The 21,935-nt window shown below is 61.7% G+C and carries 25 protein-coding genes; 17 read left to right on the forward strand and 8 right to left on the reverse strand.

Annotation, left to right across the window (positions count from 1 at the left end):
- Positions 1-45: 45 nt before the first annotated feature.
- From HD841_RS17210 to terL, 3 genes are all read left to right on the forward strand, one after another.
- Positions 46-1,464 carry a site-specific DNA-methyltransferase gene (locus tag HD841_RS17210; RefSeq protein WP_257015706.1) on the forward strand — a complete coding sequence of 473 codons (1,419 nt, stop codon included), beginning with the start codon at positions 46-48 and terminating at the stop codon, positions 1,462-1,464.
- An 88-nt stretch (positions 1,465-1,552) separates the two neighbouring features.
- Positions 1,553-1,948 (forward strand): DUF5681 domain-containing protein, encoded by a 396-nt coding sequence (locus HD841_RS17215; RefSeq protein WP_179510121.1) that lies wholly within the window; start codon positions 1,553-1,555, stop codon positions 1,946-1,948.
- Positions 1,945-3,432: a phage terminase large subunit gene (terL, locus tag HD841_RS17220; protein WP_179510122.1), complete on the forward strand. Its 1,488-nt coding sequence runs from the start codon at positions 1,945-1,947 to the stop codon at positions 3,430-3,432. Before HD841_RS17215 ends, terL begins: the two co-directional genes overlap by 4 nt.
- A 198-nt stretch (positions 3,433-3,630) precedes the next feature.
- Here terL and HD841_RS17225 read toward each other — a convergent pair whose 3' ends face one another.
- Positions 3,631-4,143 carry a hypothetical protein gene (locus HD841_RS17225; RefSeq protein ID WP_179510123.1) on the reverse strand — a complete coding sequence of 171 codons (513 nt, stop codon included), beginning with the start codon at positions 4,141-4,143 and terminating at the stop codon, positions 3,631-3,633.
- 121 nt (positions 4,144-4,264) lie between these two features.
- Here HD841_RS17225 and HD841_RS17230 point away from each other — a divergent pair, with 121 nt between their 5' ends.
- Together HD841_RS17230 and HD841_RS17235 are read left to right on the forward strand one after the other, a co-directional pair.
- Positions 4,265-4,468 (forward strand): helix-turn-helix transcriptional regulator, encoded by a 204-nt coding sequence (locus HD841_RS17230; RefSeq protein WP_179510124.1) that lies wholly within the window; start codon positions 4,265-4,267, stop codon positions 4,466-4,468.
- Between the two features lie 73 nt (positions 4,469-4,541).
- Complete coding sequence (locus tag HD841_RS17235; RefSeq protein WP_179510125.1) at positions 4,542-4,736, forward strand: hypothetical protein; 195 nt, start codon at positions 4,542-4,544, stop codon at positions 4,734-4,736.
- Between the two features lie 7 nt (positions 4,737-4,743).
- On the opposite strand, the gene HD841_RS17240 is transcribed toward HD841_RS17235, so the two are convergent.
- From HD841_RS17240 to HD841_RS17260, 5 genes are all read right to left on the reverse strand, one after another.
- Complete coding sequence (locus tag HD841_RS17240) at positions 4,744-6,408, reverse strand: recombinase family protein (protein ID WP_179510126.1); 1,665 nt, start codon at positions 6,406-6,408, stop codon at positions 4,744-4,746.
- Positions 6,405-6,812 (reverse strand): DUF2924 domain-containing protein, encoded by a 408-nt coding sequence (locus HD841_RS17245; RefSeq protein ID WP_257015708.1) that lies wholly within the window; start codon positions 6,810-6,812, stop codon positions 6,405-6,407. Before HD841_RS17245 ends, HD841_RS17240 begins: the two co-directional genes overlap by 4 nt.
- Positions 6,813-6,817: 5 nt before the next feature.
- On the reverse strand, positions 6,818-7,333 hold the full coding sequence (locus HD841_RS20810) for a DUF3489 domain-containing protein (protein WP_179510128.1): 516 nt from the start codon (positions 7,331-7,333) through the stop codon (positions 6,818-6,820).
- A gap of 724 nt (positions 7,334-8,057) precedes the next feature.
- Positions 8,058-9,977 (reverse strand): putative bifunctional diguanylate cyclase/phosphodiesterase, encoded by a 1,920-nt coding sequence (locus HD841_RS17255; RefSeq protein WP_179510129.1) that lies wholly within the window; start codon positions 9,975-9,977, stop codon positions 8,058-8,060.
- Between the two features lie 579 nt (positions 9,978-10,556).
- Positions 10,557-11,957 (reverse strand): hypothetical protein, encoded by a 1,401-nt coding sequence (locus tag HD841_RS17260; RefSeq protein WP_179510130.1) that lies wholly within the window; start codon positions 11,955-11,957, stop codon positions 10,557-10,559.
- 158 nt (positions 11,958-12,115) lie between these two features.
- Here HD841_RS17260 and HD841_RS17265 point away from each other — a divergent pair, with 158 nt between their 5' ends.
- The 10 genes from HD841_RS17265 to HD841_RS21030 all read left to right on the forward strand — a co-directional run bounded on the left by HD841_RS17265 (position 12,116) and on the right by HD841_RS21030 (position 18,708).
- Entirely contained in the window at positions 12,116-12,487 is a 372-nt protein-coding gene (locus HD841_RS17265) for a hypothetical protein (protein ID WP_179510131.1), read from the forward strand.
- A 10-nt stretch (positions 12,488-12,497) separates the two neighbouring features.
- The gene (locus HD841_RS17270) at positions 12,498-12,854 is read left to right on the forward strand and encodes a helix-turn-helix domain-containing protein (RefSeq protein WP_179510132.1); all 357 of its coding nucleotides are present in this window, start codon (positions 12,498-12,500) and stop codon (positions 12,852-12,854) included.
- On the forward strand, positions 12,847-13,866 hold the full coding sequence (locus tag HD841_RS17275) for an ImmA/IrrE family metallo-endopeptidase (RefSeq protein WP_179510133.1): 1,020 nt from the start codon (positions 12,847-12,849) through the stop codon (positions 13,864-13,866). Before HD841_RS17270 ends, HD841_RS17275 begins: the two co-directional genes overlap by 8 nt.
- Positions 13,863-14,498, forward strand: a complete 636-nt coding sequence (locus HD841_RS17280) for a C1 family peptidase (protein ID WP_179510134.1) — start codon at positions 13,863-13,865, stop codon at positions 14,496-14,498. The genes HD841_RS17275 and HD841_RS17280 overlap by 4 nt, the downstream gene beginning before the upstream one ends.
- 9 nt (positions 14,499-14,507) lie before the next feature.
- A complete protein-coding gene (locus HD841_RS17285) occupies positions 14,508-15,317 on the forward strand; it encodes a hypothetical protein (protein ID WP_179510135.1) in 810 nt (269 codons plus the stop codon).
- An 11-nt stretch (positions 15,318-15,328) separates the two neighbouring features.
- The gene (locus HD841_RS17290) at positions 15,329-15,919 is read left to right on the forward strand and encodes a hypothetical protein (protein ID WP_179510136.1); all 591 of its coding nucleotides are present in this window, start codon (positions 15,329-15,331) and stop codon (positions 15,917-15,919) included.
- Positions 15,919-16,761, forward strand: coding sequence for a dCTP deaminase domain-containing protein (locus tag HD841_RS17295; RefSeq protein WP_179510137.1), 843 nt, complete (start codon positions 15,919-15,921; stop codon positions 16,759-16,761). Before HD841_RS17290 ends, HD841_RS17295 begins: the two co-directional genes overlap by 1 nt.
- 127 nt (positions 16,762-16,888) lie before the next feature.
- Positions 16,889-17,893 carry a nucleotide kinase domain-containing protein gene (locus HD841_RS17300; protein WP_179510138.1) on the forward strand — a complete coding sequence of 335 codons (1,005 nt, stop codon included), beginning with the start codon at positions 16,889-16,891 and terminating at the stop codon, positions 17,891-17,893.
- Positions 17,894-17,913: 20 nt separating this feature from the next.
- Positions 17,914-18,240, forward strand: coding sequence for a hypothetical protein (locus tag HD841_RS17305; protein WP_179510139.1), 327 nt, complete (start codon positions 17,914-17,916; stop codon positions 18,238-18,240).
- Positions 18,241-18,246: 6 nt separating this feature from the next.
- Positions 18,247-18,708: a holo-ACP synthase gene (locus HD841_RS21030; protein WP_179510140.1), complete on the forward strand. Its 462-nt coding sequence runs from the start codon at positions 18,247-18,249 to the stop codon at positions 18,706-18,708.
- Between the two features lie 192 nt (positions 18,709-18,900).
- On the opposite strand, the gene HD841_RS17315 is transcribed toward HD841_RS21030, so the two are convergent.
- Together HD841_RS17315 and HD841_RS17320 are read right to left on the reverse strand one after the other, a co-directional pair.
- Positions 18,901-19,359 carry a PaaI family thioesterase gene (locus HD841_RS17315; RefSeq protein WP_179510141.1) on the reverse strand — a complete coding sequence of 153 codons (459 nt, stop codon included), beginning with the start codon at positions 19,357-19,359 and terminating at the stop codon, positions 18,901-18,903.
- Positions 19,356-19,940: a TetR/AcrR family transcriptional regulator gene (locus tag HD841_RS17320; protein WP_179510142.1), complete on the reverse strand. Its 585-nt coding sequence runs from the start codon at positions 19,938-19,940 to the stop codon at positions 19,356-19,358. The genes HD841_RS17315 and HD841_RS17320 overlap by 4 nt, the downstream gene beginning before the upstream one ends.
- 107 nt (positions 19,941-20,047) lie before the next feature.
- Here HD841_RS17320 and HD841_RS17325 point away from each other — a divergent pair, with 107 nt between their 5' ends.
- Together HD841_RS17325 and HD841_RS17330 are read left to right on the forward strand one after the other, a co-directional pair.
- Positions 20,048-20,830, forward strand: coding sequence for an SDR family NAD(P)-dependent oxidoreductase (locus tag HD841_RS17325; protein WP_179510143.1), 783 nt, complete (start codon positions 20,048-20,050; stop codon positions 20,828-20,830).
- A gap of 25 nt (positions 20,831-20,855) precedes the next feature.
- Positions 20,856-21,935, forward strand: coding sequence for an alkene reductase (locus HD841_RS17330; RefSeq protein ID WP_179510144.1), 1,080 nt, complete (start codon positions 20,856-20,858; stop codon positions 21,933-21,935).

A 21,935-nucleotide genomic window follows, 5' to 3' on the forward strand; every position in this document is an offset into this window, starting at 1 on the left:
GGAGGTGCGCCCTCTTGCCTGGCAGACGTCAGAAGGAGCCGCGCCATGTCGCAACCGAAAACCCGCGCCCGTTCGACGGACAGTGAGATGCTGTTCGCGCGCCTCGGGCCCATCACCTACCGTCGCCCTGCCGATCTCGTCGCCTACAAGCGTAACGCACGCAAACACCCGGAACGCCAACTGGTGGCGCTTGAAGCCTCCATCCGGCAGTTCGGCTTCAACGCACCCGTTCTTGTCGCGGTGGATGGTGAGATCATCGCCGGTCACGCCCGCGTCGAAGCGGCAAAGCGCGTTGGCCTTGACGAGATCCCGACGATCTCTGCCGATCACCTCTCGCCAGCACAGGTGAAGGCGTATCGCCTTGCGGATAATCGCCTGCCTGAACTTGCCACCTGGGACATGGACGCACTGATCGTCGAACTCGAGGAGATCATCGCGCTCGATGAGATCCAGGTCGAGAGCATGGGCTGGTCGTCAGCAGAGATGGACAGCTTGTTCTCGCAGGCGGAGCCCGATGCCAAACTGGCCGCGGATCCCGCAGATCAACAGCCCAGCCCGCCGATCAATGCCGTCGCGAAACCCGGAGACCTCTGGTTGCTCGGGCGGCACCGTCTGCTGTGTGGGTCGGCACTCGAGGCCTCGTCGTGGGACCGGCTGCTGAACGGCGGAACAGCTGCGATGATCTTTACCGACCCGCCCTACAATGTACCGATCACCGGCCATGTCAGTGGTCTTGGCAAGGTACAGCACGCCGAGTTCGCCCAGGCATCAGGCGAGATGAGCCGCGACGAGTTCACCGCATTTCTCACCCAGTTCCTCGCCGCGATGCTGCCGCACGTCGTCGACGGCGGTGTCGTCGATTTGTGCATGGACTGGCGCCACCTGCGCGAACTTCTCGCCGCCATCGACAACAACGCCTTGTCGATGCTGAACCTGTGCTGCTGGAACAAGACCAACGGCGGAATGGGGTCGCTGTATCGGTCCAAGCACGAGCTTATCGCGATCGCGAAAAAGGGCCCCGCGCCGCACATCAACAACGTCGAACTCGGCAAGCACGGCCGCTATCGCACCAACGTCTGGGACTATGCCGGAGTGAACAGCTTCGGCGCCAGCCGTATGCAGGACCTCGCCGATCACCCGACGGTAAAACCAATCGCGCTGGTCGCGGACGCAATTCGAGACGTCACCCACCAGGGCGACATCGTTCTTGATGCCTTCATGGGATCGGGCACGACACTGCTCGCTGCGGAGCGTACCGGCCGGGTAGGCCACGGCACCGAGATCGAACCGCGCTACATCGATGTTGCCATCACGCGTTGGCAGCAAATGACTGGGAAAGCCGCCACGCTCGACGGCGATGGCCGGACGTGGACCGAGGTGGCCGCCGAACGCCTCCTCCAGAACGACGCGCAAGCGAATGAGGCCGGCCTCGATCGGGAGGAGGTGGACCATGTCACCGCATGAGAACCTACCGCCAGCCCGGCCACGCCCGCGTCCCGTGCCCCAGCCAGTGCCCGCGCCCCCGCCAGTGCCGGAGAAGCCGGACTATGAAGTGGGCTACGGCAAGCCGCCGGTGCACACCCGTTTCCAGAAAGGGCAATCGGGTAATCCGAAGGGGCGCAAGAAAGGGTCGAAGAACCTCAACACGCTGGTGCTGGAGCTGCTCGACGAGCGGATCGCGGTGAACACGCCGGAAGGCCGCCGTTATGTCTCGCGCGTCGAGGTGCTGTTGCGCAAGCTCATGGAACTCGCCGGCAAGGGCAATGCCCGCGCCATCGACCAGATGCTGCGGCATTATGCGAACGCACAAGCGTCCCCGTCAACGGGTTCGGGGGTGACTGAAGCTGAAGCGGTGCAGGACATCACCGACGCTGACCTAGCAAGCCTCGCGCTGCTGCGTGACATCCTGCTTGGGGATGTGGCGACAGGAGAGGCAGGTGCGTCATGACACCGCTGGAGTACAAAGCGCTGGCGGCCGCACGCCGCCAGCGCCTCAGTCTCTTCCTCGTCAAGGCGTTCGAGACACTGCATCCGGGCGAACGGCCATTGCAGTGCGGCTGGTACATTCAATCCATGTGCTACGCGCTCGAGCAAGTCGAACGCGGGGAGGAGCGGCGGCTCGTAATCACGGTGCCGCCCCGCCACCTGAAGTCGGTCACTGCCTCCGTTGCGTTTGTCGCATGGGCGCTAGGGCGTGACCCGACGTTGAAGATCATGGTCGCAAGCTACAGCCAGGAGCTCTCCCGGCAGCATGCCGTCCAATGTCGGACCCTGTTGGAGTCTGCATGGTATCAGCGTCTCTTTCCGAACACGCGGATCGCTGATGGTGGCAATCGCGCGCTTGAAGTCGTCACCACGCGTGGGGGCATGCGCAAGGGCGTCTCGGTCGGCGGTTCGGTTACCGGTTTCGGTGCCGACCTCATCATCGTCGACGACTGCATGAAGGCCGACGACGTGAAGAGCGTCACCAGCCGCGAGGAGGTCAAGGGTTGGTTCGGCAATACCCTATTCACGCGCCTCAACGACAAGCAAACTGGGCGCATCCTGTCGATCCAGCAGCGCCTTCACGAAGACGATCTGCCCGCGATGCTGCTCGAGCGCGGCTACCGTCACCTCAACCTGCCCGCGATTGCGGAACGCGAGGAAGAGGTCCCGATCGGGCCGGGGCGCGTCCACCGACGCGCGGTTGGCGATCTGCTCAACCCGGCCCGCGAGGATCGCGCTTTACTCGATCGCATCCGGCGTGAACTCGGGCCGGCCGTCTTCTCGGCGCAATATCAGCAGGATCCGGTTGCGCCAGAAGGCAATGCGATCAGGATGGAGTGGTTCAGGACGTATGACGAGGCCCCGGCTCGCAACGCCTTCACGAAGGTCATCCAGAGCTGGGACACCGGCATGAGCGCGGCTCCCACCAGCGACTTTTCCGTTTGTACGACCTGGGGATTCCGGACCGAAAAATGGTACCTCCTCGACGTCTACCGCCAGCGGCTCGACTTCCCGGACCTACGCAACGCGATGATCCGGCTCTGGCGGCAGTGGAAGCCCGACCGGGTGCTCATCGAAGACGCCGGTGCAGGCAAATCCGTCGCGCAGGACATAAGGCTGTCCGGTGAGTTCATGCCGAAGCTGTGCAAGGTCGCAATTGACAAGATGTCGCGTTTCACCGGTTGCTTCGGCGAGATCGAGGCAGGGAACATCCTTCTGCCGGTTGAGGCACCATGGCTGGACGAGCTCCGCAAGGAGCTACGCGCCTTCCCGCACGGGCGACACGACGACCAGGTCGATAGCCTGAGCCAGTTCATCAACCATCAAAAACGCCACTGGGCGTGGGTGATTACGGAGATCGATCCGGTTACCCAGCGGGTTCGGCGTCCGATCCACCACTCGTATCGCCCCTGGGGGCGTCCTGCCGACCCACCACGGCCTGCATAACGACTGTGGCGGAGTGGCGGCGTTCGGCGTGGCGGCTCCGGCCGCGCACGTGGGTCCGGTATTCGTGGCGACAGCTTCGGCCTGATCAACGATAGTGGCAAATACTGGTGATGACTGGGGGACGAAACACGCACATAAAATCATCTGTTCACGTACCCGTCGCGCACCGGAGCCTGTGAAAGCGCCGGTTAAGCAACGTCATTCCGCCATTACCAAGTCACCCGTGGAGCCTGTACAGCCCCGAGTCGCCCAAAGGCCGTCAAACGATGTTCGATCGACCATGTCTGTCTCAACAACGGCTTCTCCGGCGTTGACGCCTATGAAGCGGACGTAACCGGCCATTGCGCCAAAGCTGTTGCGAGAGTTGACCTCCCCGCAGACGACCAGTCTCCCAGCGTTCATGCTATAGACTCTCAAGTTGCGATATTCGGCAGAGCCGGCGTCTTTCAAATGAAATTCAACAGCTGCTTTACTGTTCCTAAGCGCTTCAGCCGCAGGATTGGGATGCAAAAGGCCGTATAGAACGAGAAAGAATATGCCGAGTCCGATCATCCCGATGACCGTCAGGATGACGCGGCTTATGCTCCACTGGTTTGCATTATGAAGGTTAGGTCTCTCGTGATGGACCATTGCCGCCGGTATGCAGGCTTGGGCGTTATTCGGTTGGCGCTTGAACTCGCTGCTTCCGCCTGCGCCGTTGCCGAAAGACATAATTACTGACCTCCTGTCGACTATCAGTGACAGCAGCCATGCGGAAGTACCGTGAGAAATCAACGGGAATGTCACTGATCGTCTGTAGATCAATCGTCGACAGCGCGGTCTTCAGGCGGGTGTGGATGTTCGCCAGCGCCTTGCCACCAACCTGCGCCGCCTGCGGAACCAGCATGGCTGGAGCCAGGAGGACTATGCCGATCGCGCCGGCATCCACCGCACTTATGTAAGCGATCTCGAGCGCGCCGCTCGCAATCCGACGATCACGCTGGTCGAGAAGCTCGCCGTACCCTTTGATCTTACGGCAAGCGACCTGATCGCCTGATCGCGGGTGCCTAAAAAGCTGCGTCTCGACTTCTGAATGCTTCCCGGGCCTTGGTCCGGGCAGGAGGCAGGCGATGACCGCAGACGAGATGATCAGGATCCAGATGACGGCCGCGGGCATGCTCATGGAGGACCTCTCCGCCAAGATGGTGCTCGACCCGCTCCACCCCGACCGGCCGCAAGAGTTGCGCGAGCTAGCGGTAGATCTGAACACCATCGCAGAGGCGGTGGACTCTATCCGCCGTGTTGGACCTGCAGGCCGTGAGTGAAGACGCGTCACCGGCCTCGTGCTGGTAGCAGCGTCGCGATCTGCGTCTCCCAGTCGGTGACAATAGCGCCTTCGGCGGTCAGGCTAGCAACGGTCACCCCGGCGCGCTGACGCCCGGCAAGGATCGCTTCGGTGACGGCAGGCGCCAAGAAGGCGAGCCGAAGCACACGCGCGACATAGGAGCTGGTCACGCCTTCGCGTGCGGCGAGTTCGCTGGTGCTGATCTTGCCGCCGCGCAACATGCCCCACCAACGCCGGGCCTGGACAAGCACACGTATCAGCGAGCGGTCGGGTGTGGCCCGTGCGGTGGCGCCGCTGTCCTGCACCAGCCGCAATGCGCGACCTGACCGCGTCAGCCGGGCAGCACAGCCGATCTCGAGGGTGGCTGGCGCGTCGGCATGCTGGTCCATGCCAAGGGCGCGGCCAAACGCTGTCGTGTCGCAGGTGAGCGTCACCGTGGCGTCGCCGACCTGCACCGTAGTTACGATGGCGCGAAGGGCAGGGGAACGGCGCTCGCCGAGCTGCTCGGCCAATGCCTCACAGCGTGCGTGCAGGTCCGCCACCTGATGAACCTGCACGTCGAGCGCCGCCATGGTGGCAAGTTCGAGCGGCTGACGAACAAGCTGCTGCATCCGCTCAACGACGAGCGCCTCAATTTCCCTCGCCGGTATCCGCACTCCGGCGTCGCTGGTCGCTTGCTGCAGCGCCCGGCTGACATAGTAGCGATGGCGCACCTTGTTCTTGGTCGCGTGCGTCGCAACCAGGGGCTCACCGTTGCCATCGACGATCCTGCCCGCCAGCGGGCTGCTCTCGACAATACCAGCACGGGTGCGGTGACCCCGAAGATGGTCGGCAAGCATCGCCTGCACGGCGGCAAAGGTCGCCTCGTCGATGATCGCGGCGTGCAGCCCGGAATAGACCTTGTCCTTGTGGCCGATCCTGCCGGTGTAGATGACGTTCTTGAGGATCTGGTAGAGCTGGCCGCGGGTGAAGGCGCCGCCGCCGAGCGGCTTGCCGCCAACCGTGGTTCTAGGTGGTACCGTCACCCCGCTTCGTGCCAGTTCCTCCATCAAGCGCCGCACGCTGCCGAGCGCCAGATATCGCCCGTAGAGATGACGCACGAGCGTGGCGTGTTCCTCGACGATGACGAGGCTGCGGTCATTGGGAGCATAGCCAAGTGGCGGTGTACCGCCCATCCACATGCCACGCGCCTTCGACGCTGCGATCTTGTCGCGGATCCGCTCGGCGGTGACCTCGCGCTCGAATTGCGCGAACGACAGCAGCATGTTGAGGGTGAGGCGACCCATGCTGGTCGTGGTGTTGAACGACTGGGTGACCGACACGAAGCTCGTACCCGCGGCATCGAACGTCTCGACCAGCTTGGCAAAGTCGAACAGCGAGCGGGTCAGCCGGTCGACCTTGTAGACGACGATGATGTCGACCCGGCCAGCGGCCACTTCGGCGAGCAGGCGCTTGAGGGCAGGGCGCTCGAGCGTACCGCCCGACAGCCCGCCATCGTCATAGATCTCCGGCAGCGCCGACCAGCCCTCGCTGGCCTGACTCAGGATATAGGCGGCGCAGGCCTCGCGCTGTGCATCGAGGCTGTTGAAGCTCTGTTCCAGACCGTCGTCCGAGGACTTCCTGGTGTAGATCGCGCAACGCACCGTCTTCATGCGGCCACCGCCTTCTTCTTGAGACCGAAGAAGGCAGGGCCCGACCAACGCGTGCCGGTGATTGCGCGGGCAACCTCGCTCAGCGAGCGCCATTCGCGCTCATCCCAGCGGATCACCTGATCCTCGCCGACGGTGACGACGTGAACCCGGCCCTGCCACTCGCGCACCAGCCGCATGCCAGGCGCCGCTGCCTGCGTCCGGGTCTGGCCGCGGCCAAGCTGGTCGAGTGTCTGGCTCGTCATGCGCGCTAACCCGGCAGAGGAGCGCGCCTGGATCTCCCAGGCGACTGCCAGCCGCAGCATCTTCGGGCTCACCTTGGGTGCCGGGCTGCCGACGAGACTGCGCCATCGCTGGCGGAGTGCATCGGAGGGTAGCGTCCCCAGTTCCGCGAGAGTGCTGGCCATGTCCATCACGCCACTCCGAAGATGCGGTAGCAGGTCATGCCATCGCGTTTGATCCGCTGGATGCTGTGGCCCTTCTTGCGCAGACCGGTGATGGCGGCGCGGATGGTGTGCGGCAGCCAGCCGGTTGCCGTCATCAACTCAGCCACAGGAACACCATCCTTCCGCGCCAGCAGCGTCAACACGGTGGCGATCTTCGTCGGGGCTTTCTCGACGTCGATGATTTCGGGCAGCTGCGCGGAGGCGGCTTCGCTTGCATTCTCGTCTTCCGCGCTGACCCCGATTGCTGCCATGCCGGCCGCGGTGATGAACACGCCGAAGCGCAGGTCACCGTCTGTACGGTGCACGGCGACCTGGTCGGTCGTTTCGCGCTCCGCCACCAGCGCCTGACGCACAAGTCCCGCGATGGCCTTGGTGATGCCGCCGCCGCGCTTGATGCTGGCGTGGAATGGCAGAACGCTGCCGTCCGCGCGCTGGCAGGCAGCCGCAAGCAAGATGCGCTGGGTGTCACTTAATTTGATCATGATGCTGTTCTCCGGCTTGGAGCAGCACCGCTGCTGCCCCACCAGCCAGAGCCCCGGTGAGCAGCTCACCTGGGGCGGTGCGGGGCGCCTAGTGCCCCGCGGTTCGTGTGATGACGCTGTCGCTCTGGTGCGCCGTGAAGTCGAATGGAATGTGCAGCGTAAAGCAATTGGATCCTGCACAAGGCAGCGGACAAGCGGGTTTCCGGTGGCTGACCGCCCTGATTGCGCATCTAAGAGCCAGCGCAAGGTAGGTAATTCTGCACTATTGCTTATCGTGGAGCGGTGCGAGACGGCTCCGAAATGGATGCTAGCGATACCGAAGAGCTTGTGAAGCTAGTGCAATTGTGCGGTTTGCAAGCGGGTGCGGATCCGCCACAAGTAGGTCAGATTGCCCGTTCTGTAACGATCGTTTCGAGCTCTGCCGGCCTGGCTTGCTGGCTTCAGCATAGGTCGAGCCACTCAATCCTCAGCCTACGTTGATACCGCGACCGCGATCGCGGACGGATATCTAGAATAGGCGACAGCTGAACGACCTCTTCCGTAGTCCGCTTGTCGGCCCACGAATGTCGGGACGTGGTGGATAGTGGCTTGTCCGCTTTCGGCGGACGACCGGAAGAAACCGGCGGTTCGTTCAGCGGGCCGGGGAGGAAGGCTTGACCGCCGGCCGAGGGTGGAAAGCGGATCGTCTGCTTTCGAGTGACACGTCAACACTTTGCCCCTTCGTTCATACTTGAGGGTCGCAGCCCAGCGATAGGCAAGCGGCCTCTTTACTACACTGATATGCGCCGAATTTATCCGAAATCAGACTTGTCCCCAGACCAATGTCTTGAAAGTTCAACAAATTCAACGCGAGCATTTCATTTAGCTCCATCGCAGGCATCGGCCTTCCGTATAGGTAACCTTGGCCTTCGACGCAGTTCAGTCCGACCAGGCACTGCTGCTGCTCTGCGGTTTCGATCCCCTCCACAGTTACTGACAATTGAAACGCATCGGCCAGACGCATGACGGCATCGATTACGACTGCATCGCAGGGTGCCGACGCGACTTCCCGCACGAAGCTCTTGTCGATCTTCAATCGCGTTACCGGCAGCTCCTTCAGTAGGCTGAGAGAGGCATAGCCAGTGCCGAAATCATCGAGCGCGATGCCAATGCCCTGCTCACGAAGCACGCCAAGCGTGGCGGCTACCATAGCGCTGTTCTTGATGGCTATCGTTTCCGTCAGTTCGATCTCGAGCAACTCCGCCGGAAGCTGATGATCGCTCAGTTTGGCGGCGACCCGTTCACCCAAATCGCCAAGCCGCAGCTGCGCTGCAAACAAATTGACAGCGACCCGTAGCGGTGCGCCCGCCGCCAACCATTGGGCGCCTTGGGCAATGGCCGTGCACAACACCCAATGACCGACATCAGCCGCCAGCGGCATCTTGTCGAGGACCATCAGAAATTGAGCCGGCGATAACAGCCCGCGCTCGGGATGGTCCCAGCGGAGCAGCGCCTCGACACCGACGATCTTCCCGTCGCAAAGCGTGACTTGGGGCTGGTAATGGACTTTGAACTCGTCGCGTTCGAAGGCGTGTTGCAATTCCGCCTGCATCTGCCGTTGAAACTCGGCATGGTGACGTAGATGCGGTTCAAAGAAGGCTACGCCTCCTCCGCCCTGCTCCTTTGCTCGATACAGCGCGAGGTCGGCCGAACCCAGCAGGGTCTCCACGGTCGTGCCATGATGAGGTGCCACCGCGATGCCGATGCTGGCATGAAGCTGGAGATCATCGTCATTGACGCTGAAACCGCGGCTGAAGCTTTGGCGCAGTCTGGTCGCGAGGTGATATGCCTCTCGCGGGTCGCCGATATCGGGCATGAGCAGCGCGAACTCATCGCCGCCAAGACGCGCGAGGAGATGATCAGGGCCGATCTCGTCGCGCAGCCGTACACCGACGCGGGCGAGCAATTGGTCGCCGACCGCATGCCCGAGTACGTCGTTTACGTCCTTGAAGCCATCGAGGTCGAACAGCAGCACGGTGGCCGAATCGCTCCGATGGAGGAGGCGCGCACCTTCATCGTGAAAGCGTACTCTATTCGAGAGCCCGGTCAGCTGGTCGTAATGGGCAAGGCGCTTCAAACGAGCCTCGTTCTCACTACGCCTGCACTCGCTTCGCCGCAGCTCGAGGCGGTCGACAACGAGTTGCGCCAACTGCTCGAGATGCCGGGCTTGAACCTCATCAAGCGTGCGAGGGTTGGAAGAAATAATGCAAAGGGTGCCGAGCACATGCCCCGAGGCCACCCGCAGAGGCGCGCCCGCGTAGAACCGGATATACGGCGGTCCGAGCACCAGCGCGTTCTGAAAGAATCGCGGGTCTTGCCGCGCGTCCTCGACGACCATGGCTGACTGGCGGTCGAGTGCGTGAGCGCAGAACGAACTCTCCCTGCTGGTGCAAGACGCATCGAGCCCCGTGCGCGCAGCAAAGAATTGCTGGTGTCGATCAACGATGGAAATCAGGCAAATTTCGCATCCGAACAGCGAGCCGGCCAGAGCTGCGATGTGCTCGAGCTCCAGATCCTGGAGATCAGCCGCAAGCCCGTAATCGGCAATTGCCGCCAGCCGCTCCATCTCAAAGAACGATAGTTCGTCCGAATCATTTGAATACATGCGTCGCTTCTGCGCCGGAGCGATTGAAGGACGATTAAAGCTGTGCCTGCCGACGTCGTGGCGGCTAACCGTTGCTCGCCACCCGGCGTCCCGTGCTTCCAGCCGATCTGGTCTTCCGACAGACCTATCAGGAACGACGCTCCGCTCAAGCGGTCGGTCCGCTCACATGAACGAGCGGCCGGTATCGGGCCGCCAAATGAGGGGCGTGAATGGCCGGGATTGGTGGAAAGCGGCCGGTCCGCTTTCGGCGCCGACCCTTCCTAAGCCGACGCTCGTTCAGTCAGTGCGGGGCGGCAGCTAAGTACCCTAATTTCGGACGTTCCCCGCCTAACTCTCAAATCCCGAAACCTGCCGTTAGCAACGCTCCGGAATGGATTGTCAGCGATCATCGCCAAGGGAAAATGTTGAACATGAGTATTTGCGGCTTCACGAACCGGTTCATTTAAGGTCCGCTCGGGTGGAATAGTTAGATAGACCGACAAACAGGCTGGCCCCTCACATTTGCGCGTCATCTCGCTATCGATCACAACCTTTCGCCGGCCGCGCGATAGCTGCGGCTGATCAAAGGTGGCGAGCGGCTCACGGCTTCCCAATCACGAAGAACACTTCTTGGGCGGCGGTCGGCACCGACGCGCGCACATGGCGGAAGATTTTTCCCATCGTGGCGACAGCGCCCTGGAGCTGCCAATGCGGATGCTCCCAGTCATGAATCGGATCTGCGGCTGCGACCCACATATCGGCCTCGACGATTAGATCGCCGGGATCGCTGTTCTTGATCGATCCGTGATGCGGAAAGAGATAAGTCGAAACATAAGCGAGGTCCTGCGCATAGCCGTGCTTGAACGCGGCGATATCGGTCGGATCCTTCAGGTGCGCGTCGCCCGTGCCGAGCCAGCCGATCTTGGTCAGCGAGTGATTTGGCAAACGCGGGACGGCCGCCGTCGCCAGCATCCGGTCGGGATAGCGCGGGCCTGAATAGAGGCAGAGGGAGGTCAAATTCTTGTCGCTAAAAGCCTCGCGATAGGCCTTGGCCATCTTGATTCTTTTGGTCACTGCCATTTGGTGCCGGATCGCCGGCTTGAGCACTTGCGTCGCGAAACTGCCGCACGGCCAGCCAAACAGCACTTCTACCTTGGCGCGGAACGTCGCGACATCGGTGGGCGCGGCTCTGCGAACCCAGGGGAGCAGCTTCCATTCGACCGACAGATTTGTATTGGACAGCGCTAAAGCGAGGTTGCGGACCTCGAATACCTGAGCACTGCCTGAAGTCGCGCGATACTGGTGACCTGCCGGGCGCTGAGGATCATTATAGGCGTCCACCAGCGCCATCTTGATCGGATCCTCGCCGTCTATCGGCCGATGATCGCGCCTTTTCACGCGCACCTCCGGGGCGTCCGGATCGAAATCGGGCGAGCCGCCACCGTCCATCGGCGTATCGTCGCTATCGCCGCGGACGAGGATGATCCGGCGCGGACCGAACTTGGCGAGTGTTTCGATGGGCTCGAATACCATGTCGATGAAGAAGTGGTCGATATACCCGCCGCTGTCTTCCTGCTCCGCGGCTGCCTGGGCGAGCGCCACGATCCGTTCGTCCATCTCGACGAACGGTAGCATGATCGTGTCGACGCTGAAGCCGTCCCGCTTGCGCAGGAGTTCGGGCGTTCCGCAGATATGGTCACGGTCGAAATGCGACAGCACCAGCAGGTCGAGATGGCGCTCGGGCCGGGCGGCGAGCAAGGTATTGATCTCTCGATGGACGTGCCTTTTGGGATCTGACCCGCAATCATAGACGTAAAGGAAATCGGCGCCGGTGAAGCAACCCATGGCACCGGGCGCGCAGGATCCGCGGCTGAGCGCGCCGACATGGAAACCGCCCTGTCCCGCGGCCATCTGCCGCCGGACATGCATGAACAGCTGATAGCCGGCCTTGAGGCTTGCATGGCTCCTGCGCGCTAGCGCCGGAATAGTCGAAAAGCGCATTGGTGCCCCCCCTTCAGGCACTCCACAACTTGGCGCTCGCACTGTCGTAGAAGCGATCCTGCACCGCAACTCCTATGGAGCGAGGTCGCTCATAACGCGACGTTGACATTTCGCGCAGAGATGGCATCATATGTTGGAAATTCGAACATGAGGTAATCATGGCGGCCACCAAGGAAGAGCTCAAAGCGATCTTTGCCTCGAAGACGAAGGAACTCGTTTCTGAGTTGGAAGCATGGTTCGAGGAAGAAACGGAAGCTATCGATGGCTCGATTGCCGCGGCCGCGCCCTCGGGTAGCGGAGGCTCCATCATGGGAACCTGTCCGGCCATCGATTCCAAGCGGGTCGTAGATGCTACTGTTATCACCAAGAAGGTGCTCGACATCGAGTTGCCGCCTGAAATCATCCAGCCTGGGGGCTATGCTAGCTGCGATGAGATGATTGCCGATCTCGTGCCAAAACTTAAGCGGGTTTTTATCGGCGATATCAAAGTGAAAAAAGCAAAGCCGGTCAAAGCATTAGAACCGGCGTGAAGGGTCTGAAATGAGTGATGAATCCGACAAGTGGCGAGCAATAGGAGAGCGGTTGCGCCAGGCCCGCGAATATCTGGAGCTAAAGCAGGAGGAAGCTGCTGACGCGATAGGCATTTCGCGGTCGGCACTCTCATTGGTCGAGAATGGCCGTCGAAAGGTAGATGCGGTCGAGTTGGGGCGGTTTGCCCAGGTTTACGGCCAATCTATCGAGGCCCTAACCGGCTCTGCCGAGACACCACCGCTTCCGGAGAGTGTTCAGGCGTTGGCGCGCGCAGCGACCGAGTTATCGTCGGACGATCGCGCGGAGCTGCTTCGCTTCGCGGAATTCCTCCAGATGCGCGGCCCTCGAGGAGAAGAGCGTGGCTAGGTCGGCGGCAGCGGCGGTCCGTCTCGATGCTGTCGCGGCGGCCAAGCGAGTTCATCGCGAACTTGATCTCAAGGAGCGCGTGACCGAGGCCGGCGGCCTTATCGATATCTTCGAAGTGATCGGAGATCTCGGCATCCCGTTGGTATTTAAGCCGCTGAACTCCGCTCTGGGGCTATGTCTGCCTGCCCCCTTGCGCGGCATCATGGTAACGACCCGCCGCGGATTGCATATCCAGCGTTTCACGGCCGCCCATGAGCTGGGCCACGTCGTTTTGGAGCATGCCGGCAGCGTTGATCGGGTGATCCTGGAGCGAGCGCCGCAGCCCGAAGACGATGGACGCGATCTTCAGGAGGTGGCGGCGGATGCGTTTGCCGCTGAAATGATGCTGCCGAGGTGGTTGTACCGGCACCACATTCGCGCTCAAGGTTGGACGGTTGCTTCGCACCTCCATGATCCCGATATCGTCTATCAACTCGCCCTGCGTATGGGCACAAGCTATGAGGCCGCCTGTTGGGGGCTATTGAGCCACCATATCCTGAACTATGCCGACGTCACCCGTCTGCGGAATGCCCAGGTGGCCAAGCTCAAGCATCGCCTTGGCGAGGAGCATCGGCCGGGAAGCAGCTGGTCCGATGTCTGGCGGCTGACGGAACGGGACAACGGCGCGCGGTTGATTGGCAACCCCGATGACCTGCTACGTATCGAACTCGACGAGGCTGCAGGCAGTGGCCATCAGTGGCAGACCGAAGCCCTTCGCGAGGCAGGGTATTCTATTCTCTCCGATCAATCAGACTTCTCCCGTGAACCACTACATTATGGCGCGTCGTCGCGTCGAACCGTAATCGTTAGGCCACCTGAGAGCGGGATTGGCGACGTCACGATGCACGAGTCTCAGCCTTGGGCCGGGGCTTTGCCGGACGACACCACCTTTTCGATTGAGCTCGCGCTGGAAGGTCCAGAGGCGGGCGGAATGTCGCGCGCTGCCCGCCGCCGGTTCGGGGGGCAGTCTTGATCACCGCGTCAATCGACTTGCGTTCCGTGTTGTTGCCCGTTCGTCAGCAGGGGCGCCGGCAGTCGTGTCTCGCATTTGCAAGCTCCGCAGCTCACGAGCATTGCGCGAACACCGGCGAGCATCTGTCGGTGGAGTACCTGTTCTTCCATGCGGTAGCGCGGACCCCGGGCCAGAATCCTGATGCTGGCACGACTATGGCAGCAACGGCTCAGGCGCTCGCGCTGGAGGGGCAACCGGTCGAGCCAGCGTGGCCTTACTCGCCGACCCAGGTGCTTCCTTGGGCGCCGCCGGCCTTCTCCAATCCGCTGTTCAAGACGACGATGGTTCCTGGCAAGCCGGCATTTGCCGATCTGGCAGCAACCCTCGACAAGAAGGTGCCGGTGATCCTCGGGCTGGTGATCACTGACGCATTCTTTCGGCCCGACGCGCTGGGGATTATTCCCGATGTAACGCCCGACACGGAGCGTGGCGGGCATGCGGTTTTGGCCGTCGGCCATGGCCTCGATCCGGTCGGTCAGGAATCCGTACTTATTCGCAACAGTTGGGGCCCCGGCTGGGGGCTTGATGGCTATGCATGGCTTTCACGGTCCTACGTTGACCGCCAACTCCACGAGACCGCCAGCTTGATCTAGGAAAGCCCCATGGAACTGATCAAAGGTGAAACTTCTCCCGCAGTCTGGCTCGCCGCTGCAGAGCACTTGAATGGCCTGAAGAAGTCCGAAGATTTCGACGTGATCCTCCATATCGCGCAACCGACAGTGCTTTCGATAGAGGACCGTCGGGTGTATGATGAGGTCGACACGTTCCTCAAGTCACACGGTGCTTTCGGAATTCACACCGTGGCCGAGACGATCTTCCCCTTTGACGAGTATCAGAGGGCAGGAAAGGCTGGCCTGTTTGGACCTTTCCCGGAGAAGCTGAAAGCAATCCAAAAGGCCCGAAGCGACGGCAACTGGGGTTCTTATGCTTATCGGATCCTGCGCCAGCGCGATGCGAAGGGAAAAATCTTCAATCCGCTCGAAGACATGCTGATCAAGATCAAAAAGCACGGAAAGTACCGCGCATCGTTTGAGCTTGGGCCGGGTAGCCCCATGGAAGACGAGATTCATATCTACGATCCGGCAACTGATCGTGGTCGTCTCTATGGAGGGCCATGCCTCAGCCATCTCAGCATTAAGGTTCATGATGGGCAGGTTCGGTTCAATGCCACCTATCGGTCACATTATTATGTGCGTCGGCTTCTCGGGAATCTTGTCGGACTAGGGCGGCTGCAGTTCTTCCTGGCCCATGAGGCCGGCTTGAAGGTCGGCCCCCTGACCGTCAACTCGACCTTCGCTCGCCTCGATACCGGGTCTGGTGAGGGGTCTGGTGGCCATTGGACTAAAGCAGAAGCGAAAGCTTTGATAGTTCGCTGCCGTGCGATCTACGACAAATCGGCCTTGGCGGCCTAACGGGGATAAAGATGAGCGTATCTGATCACTTGCTGACCCTTCAGTGGGCTCAGCTCAAGCACGACGAGGCTTATCACAAGGATATTGTGATCCTTCCTCTAGCTCAGCGCATGAAGCACATGGCGCTGCATAATGCCAAATACACCGCGTATTTCCTCACAGCCGTCGATGATGGCGATGAAGCGCGTTTCCAGCGAACGCTGACGGATGCCTTCATCATCTGCCTTGCTGTCGCTAACACGCTCAATCAGCATTTGGGTCGTGATCTCACGGCTTCGAACCCGGACCGTTCGCTGCTTGAGCTCGGGAACGCGCTAGCCGGAACGCTTGGTCGCGACGACGATCCGCTCTGGATCATGCGGCAGTATTGCAAACATAGCGGGCAATTGGCGAAGCTGTGCGAAGCTTGGGATCATCTCGAGGATCTGCAGTTTCGTAGCGGGATGCACCAATGCAATCTCAGCCTCGTTTCCGCAGTGCTGGCGGAGGCGGCGGCGCGCGACATAGACCTCGCTGCCGCCTATCGTGAACGCATCCGAGCAGTGGAAGCGCGGTCAATTTTCGACAGCTTCACGCGCGCAGGCGCAGGAGGGGAAGCCTAGTGTTCTGGGGCGGCGAACGGCTGAAGGACGAGCTCGGGGACCTGATCGACGACTATCATGTGACGCGGATCGACCGCGCTGCCTATCGGCTTCGTGTCGGTGGGGAGGTGTATGTGTCACCGACGGGTGAGCCGAACGACCCTCGCAACAAGCCGAAGAAACCGATGGGCGAAGGCGAGAGCTTCACGATTCCGGCTGGTCAGTTTGGTTTCATCCTCACCGAGGAACGGATCCGCGTGCCGCAGCATGCGATCGCTTTCATATCGATCCGTGCGACCTACAAGTTTCGGGGACTGGTGAACGTCTCGGGCTTCCATGTTGATCCCCACTATGAGGGGAAACTGCTCTTCTCGGTGTTCAATGCTGGTCCGGGAGCGGTCCATCTCTCGCGAGGGGAGGAGTGTTTCCTGATCTGGTACGCCAGTCTCGACCGGCCCAGCGTCCTTCAGAAGAAGATGGGATTCGAGGCAATCCCCTCCGACCTCCTCGGACCTCTGGCCACCGGCGTTGAATCCTTCGCCGGGCTAAAGTCGAAGATCGACGAGAACGACAAGAAATTAAGCGACCGTGTTACCACTGTTGAGCGCGAGCAGGCGGTCATGAAGTGGGCCAGCGCGCTCGTTATTGGCGCGATGATCACGTTTGGCTTGAAGGAGTGTTCTCTCTCACGGCCAACGGGTGCCCCGGCTGCGGCGGTATCGAGCGCGGTTCCATCGCCATCGCCGACCGCTACTCCTTCACCGGCTGCATCTCCATCGCCGGCTGTCACTCTAGCGCCAGCGGCAACACCGTCGCCGAGCCCGACACCAAAAACTCCATCTGCCGCTCCTCCGGGCCAATAATCGCACATCTCCGTTTCCGGGTGCTCGGATCTGTTCTACGCAGTCGGAGGACTCACAATCGGTATTGGTGGGCCGGACGGCGTGCCATGCATGCGCCCGGCTAAGCCGCAGTCGCGCACGGAATGACATGGAAACAACGCTCGTTTTTGACACCTACTGGCGATTCGCTGCTGAGCGTCAGGCACTCTATTTTCGGCGCCTTGCCAATCCGGTCGGCCCTTGGACGAACGATCCGGTTCTCGCAGCACATAGGTTCACGAATGCATACCGCGCGAGCGACCGGGTCAGCCAGTACCTGATTCGGGAAGTCCAATACCGTGAGGATCGTCCGCGCGCGCCGCGCGAAATCTTCTTCCGAACCCTCCTTTTTAAGCTTTTCAACCGGATCGAGACCTGGGAACTGCTAGAAGGCGTTCTAGGCCCCCTGACATGGCAAGGAATTGATCTAAACAAGATTGAGCATACGCTCGATCGCGCGATGGCCGCTGGGCTCAAGCTCTACTCGCCAGCGTACATTATGCCGGCACCAAAGCTCGGGCACGCGCGCAAACATGCCAACCATCTCGCCCTGCTGGAGAAGATGATCGAGGATAGATTGCCGGAGCGGGTGCGCCAGGCGCCGAACCTTCGGGCAATCTATGAGCTTTTGCTCGCCTACCCAGGGCTGGGCCCATTTCTCGCGTTCCAATATGCCATCGATCTCAACTATTCTGAGATGCTCGACCATGATGAAGGTGATTTCGTCATCGCCGGGCCGGGAGCGCTTGATGGGATTGCAAAGTGTTTCGTCGACACGAGAAAGCATTCAGCGGAGGAGGTAATCTTCTGGGTCTGCGAGCAACAGGACCGCGCGTTTGCTAAGGCCGATATCAAGTTTCAGAATCTGTTTGGGAGGAAGCTGCAGCCGATCGACTGTCAGAACCTCTTTTGCGAAATATCCAAGTATGCGCGTGTCGTGCATCCCGATGTTAAAGGCCTTTCAGGCCGTACGCGCATCAAACAGGTCTATCGCAAGAGCCTGGGGCCGATGCCGCAGCCAACCTTCCCGCCCAAATGGAACCTCAAGGTGCCGACGCTCGCCGTTAGGGTCGAGCAACGGCCGATCGGGGATTTAATGGGGCTCATGAGATGAGTGAAGGGCTACGAGTTAAAATGGCGAAGACGCTGCGTGCACCGAAGGCAGTCTACACAGGTGTGGCGGTCGTAAGCCTCATCGCGTCCATCGCATTGGGCTGGAAGTCCCTCCGTGTATTAGGCGGATCGCAGAGCCCGCAGGCCCTGGTTGATCATGCCCCAGCGTTATTCGGCATGCCGTTTGCTATCACGGCAGCATTGACGTTGGTTTGCTGCGCCCGCGCGCTCGATCCCCAGGCCCATATCGATTTTCTTGGCTTGCGCGTGAGGGGTGCAGCCGCGACGATCGTGTGTTGGATTGTCGTCTTCGCTGCCCTGACGATCGCCATCCGAGCTCTTTGGTAGCGCCGGTTGCTTCTTGGTGTCGGCCTAGACCTTTGCAGGATCGCGTCAATTCGCCGATCCGTAGACCGCCTTGGGAAGCCTTGGCTGGAGGAGCTCTTCACCGAGGCGGAGCAGGCTGAGTTGGCAAGATCACCAGACCTAGCAATTTCAGCTGGTCGTCGGTTTGCGGCGAAGGAGGCCAGCGCGAAAGCTTTGAGCACCGGGTTTGGAGATGGGGTGCACTGGCTGGATTTCGAAACGGGTTCAACGGAAACCGTTACACCCGTACGTCTTCAGGGGGGCGCTTATGATTGTGTCCGCGCGCTTCTGCCAGCTGAAGTAATTATCGAATGCCAAACTTGGCTGAGTCTGAACTGCGAATGGGCGGTAGCGGTCGCGCTCATGTCAGATCGAAGCTCCAACCTCAGTCAAACTATCACTTGGAGCACTATATCCGAGACCGTCGTAAAGTCCTTGTCATCATACTAACTGTTTCAGATGTCATTGGCCGGCGCTATGCGGAAGCACCATCGCCGCACTGTCAGACTAATGTCCGCTCTCGAATGGCGTCGTCCGAGAGCTGCCAGTCTGCTGACGGCCGAATCGCGGACGTAACCAACTGCCTTAATGAACGTCCGCTTCCGGGCGATCGCGAAGCGGGAGTGAGTGACCGTTTGTGGGTCAAGGTGGCGGCGCGATCGGAAACACCAGCAGGGTCGAGGTGGCGGAGGCACACAGCCGCCCCTGCGCATCGACGAGGCGCGCCTCGGAGAAGGCGACCCGGCGTCCGAGCGAGACAAGCTTGCCTTCGACGCGAACCGGGCCGCTCGCCTCGCTCAGGGCGCGGTGGTAGGATATCTTCAGTTCAAGCGTCGTGTATCCCTGGCCGGCCGCCAGGCTGGAATGGACGGCGCAGCCGCAGGCACTGTCGAGCAATGTTGCCGCGTAACCACCATGGACCGAACCGATCGGGTTGAACACCTTGCGGGACGGCGAGCCCTCGAACACGACGCGGCCGCGCTCCAGCTCCACCAGCCCGAACTCCAGCGTTTCGCCGATAGGCGGCTGACGACCCGTCGCCATCAGCGCGGCAAGTTGGTCGTGGCCGTCCAGATCGGCATGGTCGAGCGTCACGTTCATCGGCTGGTTCCTCCTGATACATCGCTGCGGGCAGGATCGCCTTCGGCCCCAATCCACGCGCGCGTGCTGGTCAGCAGCTCGTCGGCCAGCGCCGGATCATCGACCGCGCGCGCCATGACGAGGGCGCCCACCATCGCCGACCACCGCCCAATTGCATCGCGCCGGCGTGACGCCGGATCGCCGGCGGGCAAGGAGCGCGCGAACCGGTCGATCTGCGCATCGAGCCCCTTGGCCATCGCCGCACGCGCTTCTGGCGTTTGTTGTCGCATCAGCCCGGCGAGGCTCGCGGTCGGGCAGCCTTCGCCCGCATGATCGCGGTGCAGCGGCGACAGATAGACGTCGATCCAGCCTTGCAGATCAGGCATCGTCCCACCCTCGCCGTCGAGCGCGAATGCGATGGTCTGGGCGACCAGATCGTCCTTGGACGCGAAGTGGCTGTAGAAGCCGCCATGAGTCTGCCCGGCGGCCTTCATCACCTCCGACACGGTCACCGCATCGAAGCCGCGCTCTCGGAACAGGCGGCTTGCCTCGGTGAGGATGCGTACCCTGTTCGTCGCCATCTGGTCGCGGCTGACCCGCATTCGAAAATCTCCGATCACCCGGTTGACATATTGATGACCGCCATCACATTAAAGCTTATCGTGATGACTGTCATGAATATAGTGTTCCAGCCGCAAAGGGCAACAGGATGACCAAGCCGACCATTCTCATCACCGGCGCCTCGACAGGCATCGGCGCCACCTATGCCGATCGTTTCGCCAAGCGGGGCCACGATCTCGTGCTGGTCGCCCGCGACAAGGCGCGGCTGAACGCGCTGGCGACGTCGCTATCGTCGGAGCATGGTGTAGCCGTCGACGTGCTGCCTGCCGACCTGACCGACGTCGGCCAGCTGGCGACCGTCGAGACGCGTCTGCGCGAAGATGCAAAGATAGGCATCCTCATCAACAACGCCGGCGCGGGATTGAACGGCGCGTTCGTCGATCAGTTGACCGATGCCGTGGATCGGCTGGTCGCGCTCAACACGACCTCGGTCGTCCGCCTCGCCAGCGCCATCGCTCCACGGCTGGCGCAGGCTGGCGAGGGCGCGATCGTCAACATCGGTTCGGTCGTCGGGCTGGTGCCCGAGTTCGGCATGAGCGTCTATGGCGCGACCAAGGCATTCGTCCTCTTCCTGTCGCAGGGATTGTCGCTCGAACTTGGACCCAAGGGCGTTTACGTTCAGGCCGTCCTGCCGGCCGCGACCCGCACCGAACTGTGGGGCCGTGCGGGCGCCGATGAGGCAAGTCTTCCGCCGATGATGGACGTGAACGAGCTGGTCGACGCCGCGCTCGTCGGCTTTGACCGCCGCGAGGGCGTCACCATCCCGCCGCTTCACGACGTCACGCTGTGGGACGCATTCGATCAGGCGCGTCGGGCGATGGTGCCGAACTTCGGCTCGGTCCACCCCGCGCCCCGCTACACCGCGGCCTGACCCTCTTTTCCGGCAAGGACCAACGATGAGTGATCTTTTCTCCCCCTACAATCTCGGCCCGCTGACGCTGCCCAATCGCGTCGTCATGGCGCCGCTGACCCGCAACCGCGCCGCACCCGGCCTCCTGCCGAGCGAGCATGCGGCGGAATATTACGCGCAGCGCGCGTCCGCCGGCCTCATTATTACCGAAGCGACGCAGGTGTCGGTGCAGGCTCAAGGATATCAGGATACGCCCGGCCTCTACACGTCCGAGCAGATCGCAGGCTGGCGCACGGTGACGGACGCGGTGCATGCGAAGGGCGGTCGCATCTTCGTCCAGCTCTGGCATGTCGGGCGCGTCAGCCATGTCGATCTGCACGGCGGCGAGGCGCCGGTCGCCCCGTCAGCGATCCGCGCCGAGGCCAAGACCTTCGTCAACAACGGCTTTGCTGACGTGTCCGAGCCGCGCGCGCTCGAGCTGGACGAGCTGCCCGGCATCATCGAGAGCTTTCGCCAGGCGGCCGCGAACGCGATGGAAGCTGGCTTCGACGGGGTCGAGGTGCATGGCGCCAATGGGTATCTGCTCGACGAATTCCTGCGTGAGACGGCGAACGTGCGAACCGACGCCTATGGCGGTTCGATCGAGAACCGCGCCCGCCTGCTGCTGGAGGTCACGGCCGCCGTCGCGGGCGAAATCGGCGCGAACCGGACCGGCGTGCGCCTGTCGCCCGTCTCGCCTGCGAGCGGCATCGTGCCGGCGGACGACGAGCAGCCGCAGTTCGACCACGTCGCGGAACAGCTGGGCGCGATGAAGATCGCCTATCTCCACGTCGTCGAGGGTGCGACCGGTGGGCCACGCGACGCCAAGCCGTTCGACTATGGCGCGCTGCGTCGTAAATTCGGCGGCACCTTCCTCGCCAACAACGGCTTCGACAAGGCACTCGCCGAGGAGCAGCTGGCGGCAGGCAAGGCCGACCTGTTCGCCTTCGGGCGCGGCTTCATCGCCAACCCCGATTTCGTCGAGCGACTGGAGTCGGGTGCAGACCTCAATCAGCTCGATCCTTCCACGCTCTATGGTGGCGGTGCGAAGGGGTACACCGATTATCCGACGCTGGCTGACGCCTGA

Origin of the sequence: Sphingomonas melonis (assembly GCF_013409985.1) — a bacterium.
Lineage (GTDB): Bacteria > Pseudomonadota > Alphaproteobacteria > Sphingomonadales > Sphingomonadaceae > Sphingomonas > Sphingomonas melonis_A.

Excerpts from the sequence above, each read along its gene's own strand:
- HD841_RS17235 (WP_179510125.1), top strand. The coding sequence starts at position 4,542 with ATGACCGCAGACGAGATGATCAGGATCCAGATGACGGCCGCGGGCATG.
- HD841_RS17265 (WP_179510131.1), top strand. The coding sequence starts at position 12,116 with ATGGCGGCCACCAAGGAAGAGCTCAAAGCGATCTTTGCCTCGAAGACG.
- HD841_RS17255 (WP_179510129.1), bottom strand. The coding sequence starts at position 9,977 with ATGTATTCAAATGATTCGGACGAACTATCGTTCTTTGAGATGGAGCGG.
- terL (WP_179510122.1), top strand. The coding sequence starts at position 1,945 with ATGACACCGCTGGAGTACAAAGCGCTGGCGGCCGCACGCCGCCAGCGC.
- HD841_RS17300 (WP_179510138.1), top strand. The coding sequence starts at position 16,889 with ATGGAAACAACGCTCGTTTTTGACACCTACTGGCGATTCGCTGCTGAG.
- HD841_RS17330 (WP_179510144.1), top strand. The coding sequence starts at position 20,856 with ATGAGTGATCTTTTCTCCCCCTACAATCTCGGCCCGCTGACGCTGCCC.
- HD841_RS17285 (WP_179510135.1), top strand. The coding sequence starts at position 14,508 with ATGGAACTGATCAAAGGTGAAACTTCTCCCGCAGTCTGGCTCGCCGCT.
- HD841_RS17315 (WP_179510141.1), bottom strand. The coding sequence starts at position 19,359 with ATGAACGTGACGCTCGACCATGCCGATCTGGACGGCCACGACCAACTT.
- HD841_RS17320 (WP_179510142.1), bottom strand. The coding sequence starts at position 19,940 with ATGCGGGTCAGCCGCGACCAGATGGCGACGAACAGGGTACGCATCCTC.
- HD841_RS17210 (WP_257015706.1), top strand. The coding sequence starts at position 46 with ATGTCGCAACCGAAAACCCGCGCCCGTTCGACGGACAGTGAGATGCTG.
- HD841_RS17305 (WP_179510139.1), top strand. The coding sequence starts at position 17,914 with ATGGCGAAGACGCTGCGTGCACCGAAGGCAGTCTACACAGGTGTGGCG.
- HD841_RS17290 (WP_179510136.1), top strand. The coding sequence starts at position 15,329 with ATGAGCGTATCTGATCACTTGCTGACCCTTCAGTGGGCTCAGCTCAAG.
- HD841_RS17245 (WP_257015708.1), bottom strand. The coding sequence starts at position 6,812 with ATGGCCAGCACTCTCGCGGAACTGGGGACGCTACCCTCCGATGCACTC.
- HD841_RS17240 (WP_179510126.1), bottom strand. The coding sequence starts at position 6,408 with ATGAAGACGGTGCGTTGCGCGATCTACACCAGGAAGTCCTCGGACGAC.
- HD841_RS17260 (WP_179510130.1), bottom strand. The coding sequence starts at position 11,957 with ATGCGCTTTTCGACTATTCCGGCGCTAGCGCGCAGGAGCCATGCAAGC.
- HD841_RS17270 (WP_179510132.1), top strand. The coding sequence starts at position 12,498 with ATGAGTGATGAATCCGACAAGTGGCGAGCAATAGGAGAGCGGTTGCGC.
- HD841_RS17325 (WP_179510143.1), top strand. The coding sequence starts at position 20,048 with ATGACCAAGCCGACCATTCTCATCACCGGCGCCTCGACAGGCATCGGC.
- HD841_RS20810 (WP_179510128.1), bottom strand. The coding sequence starts at position 7,333 with ATGATCAAATTAAGTGACACCCAGCGCATCTTGCTTGCGGCTGCCTGC.
- HD841_RS17225 (WP_179510123.1), bottom strand. The coding sequence starts at position 4,143 with ATGTCTTTCGGCAACGGCGCAGGCGGAAGCAGCGAGTTCAAGCGCCAA.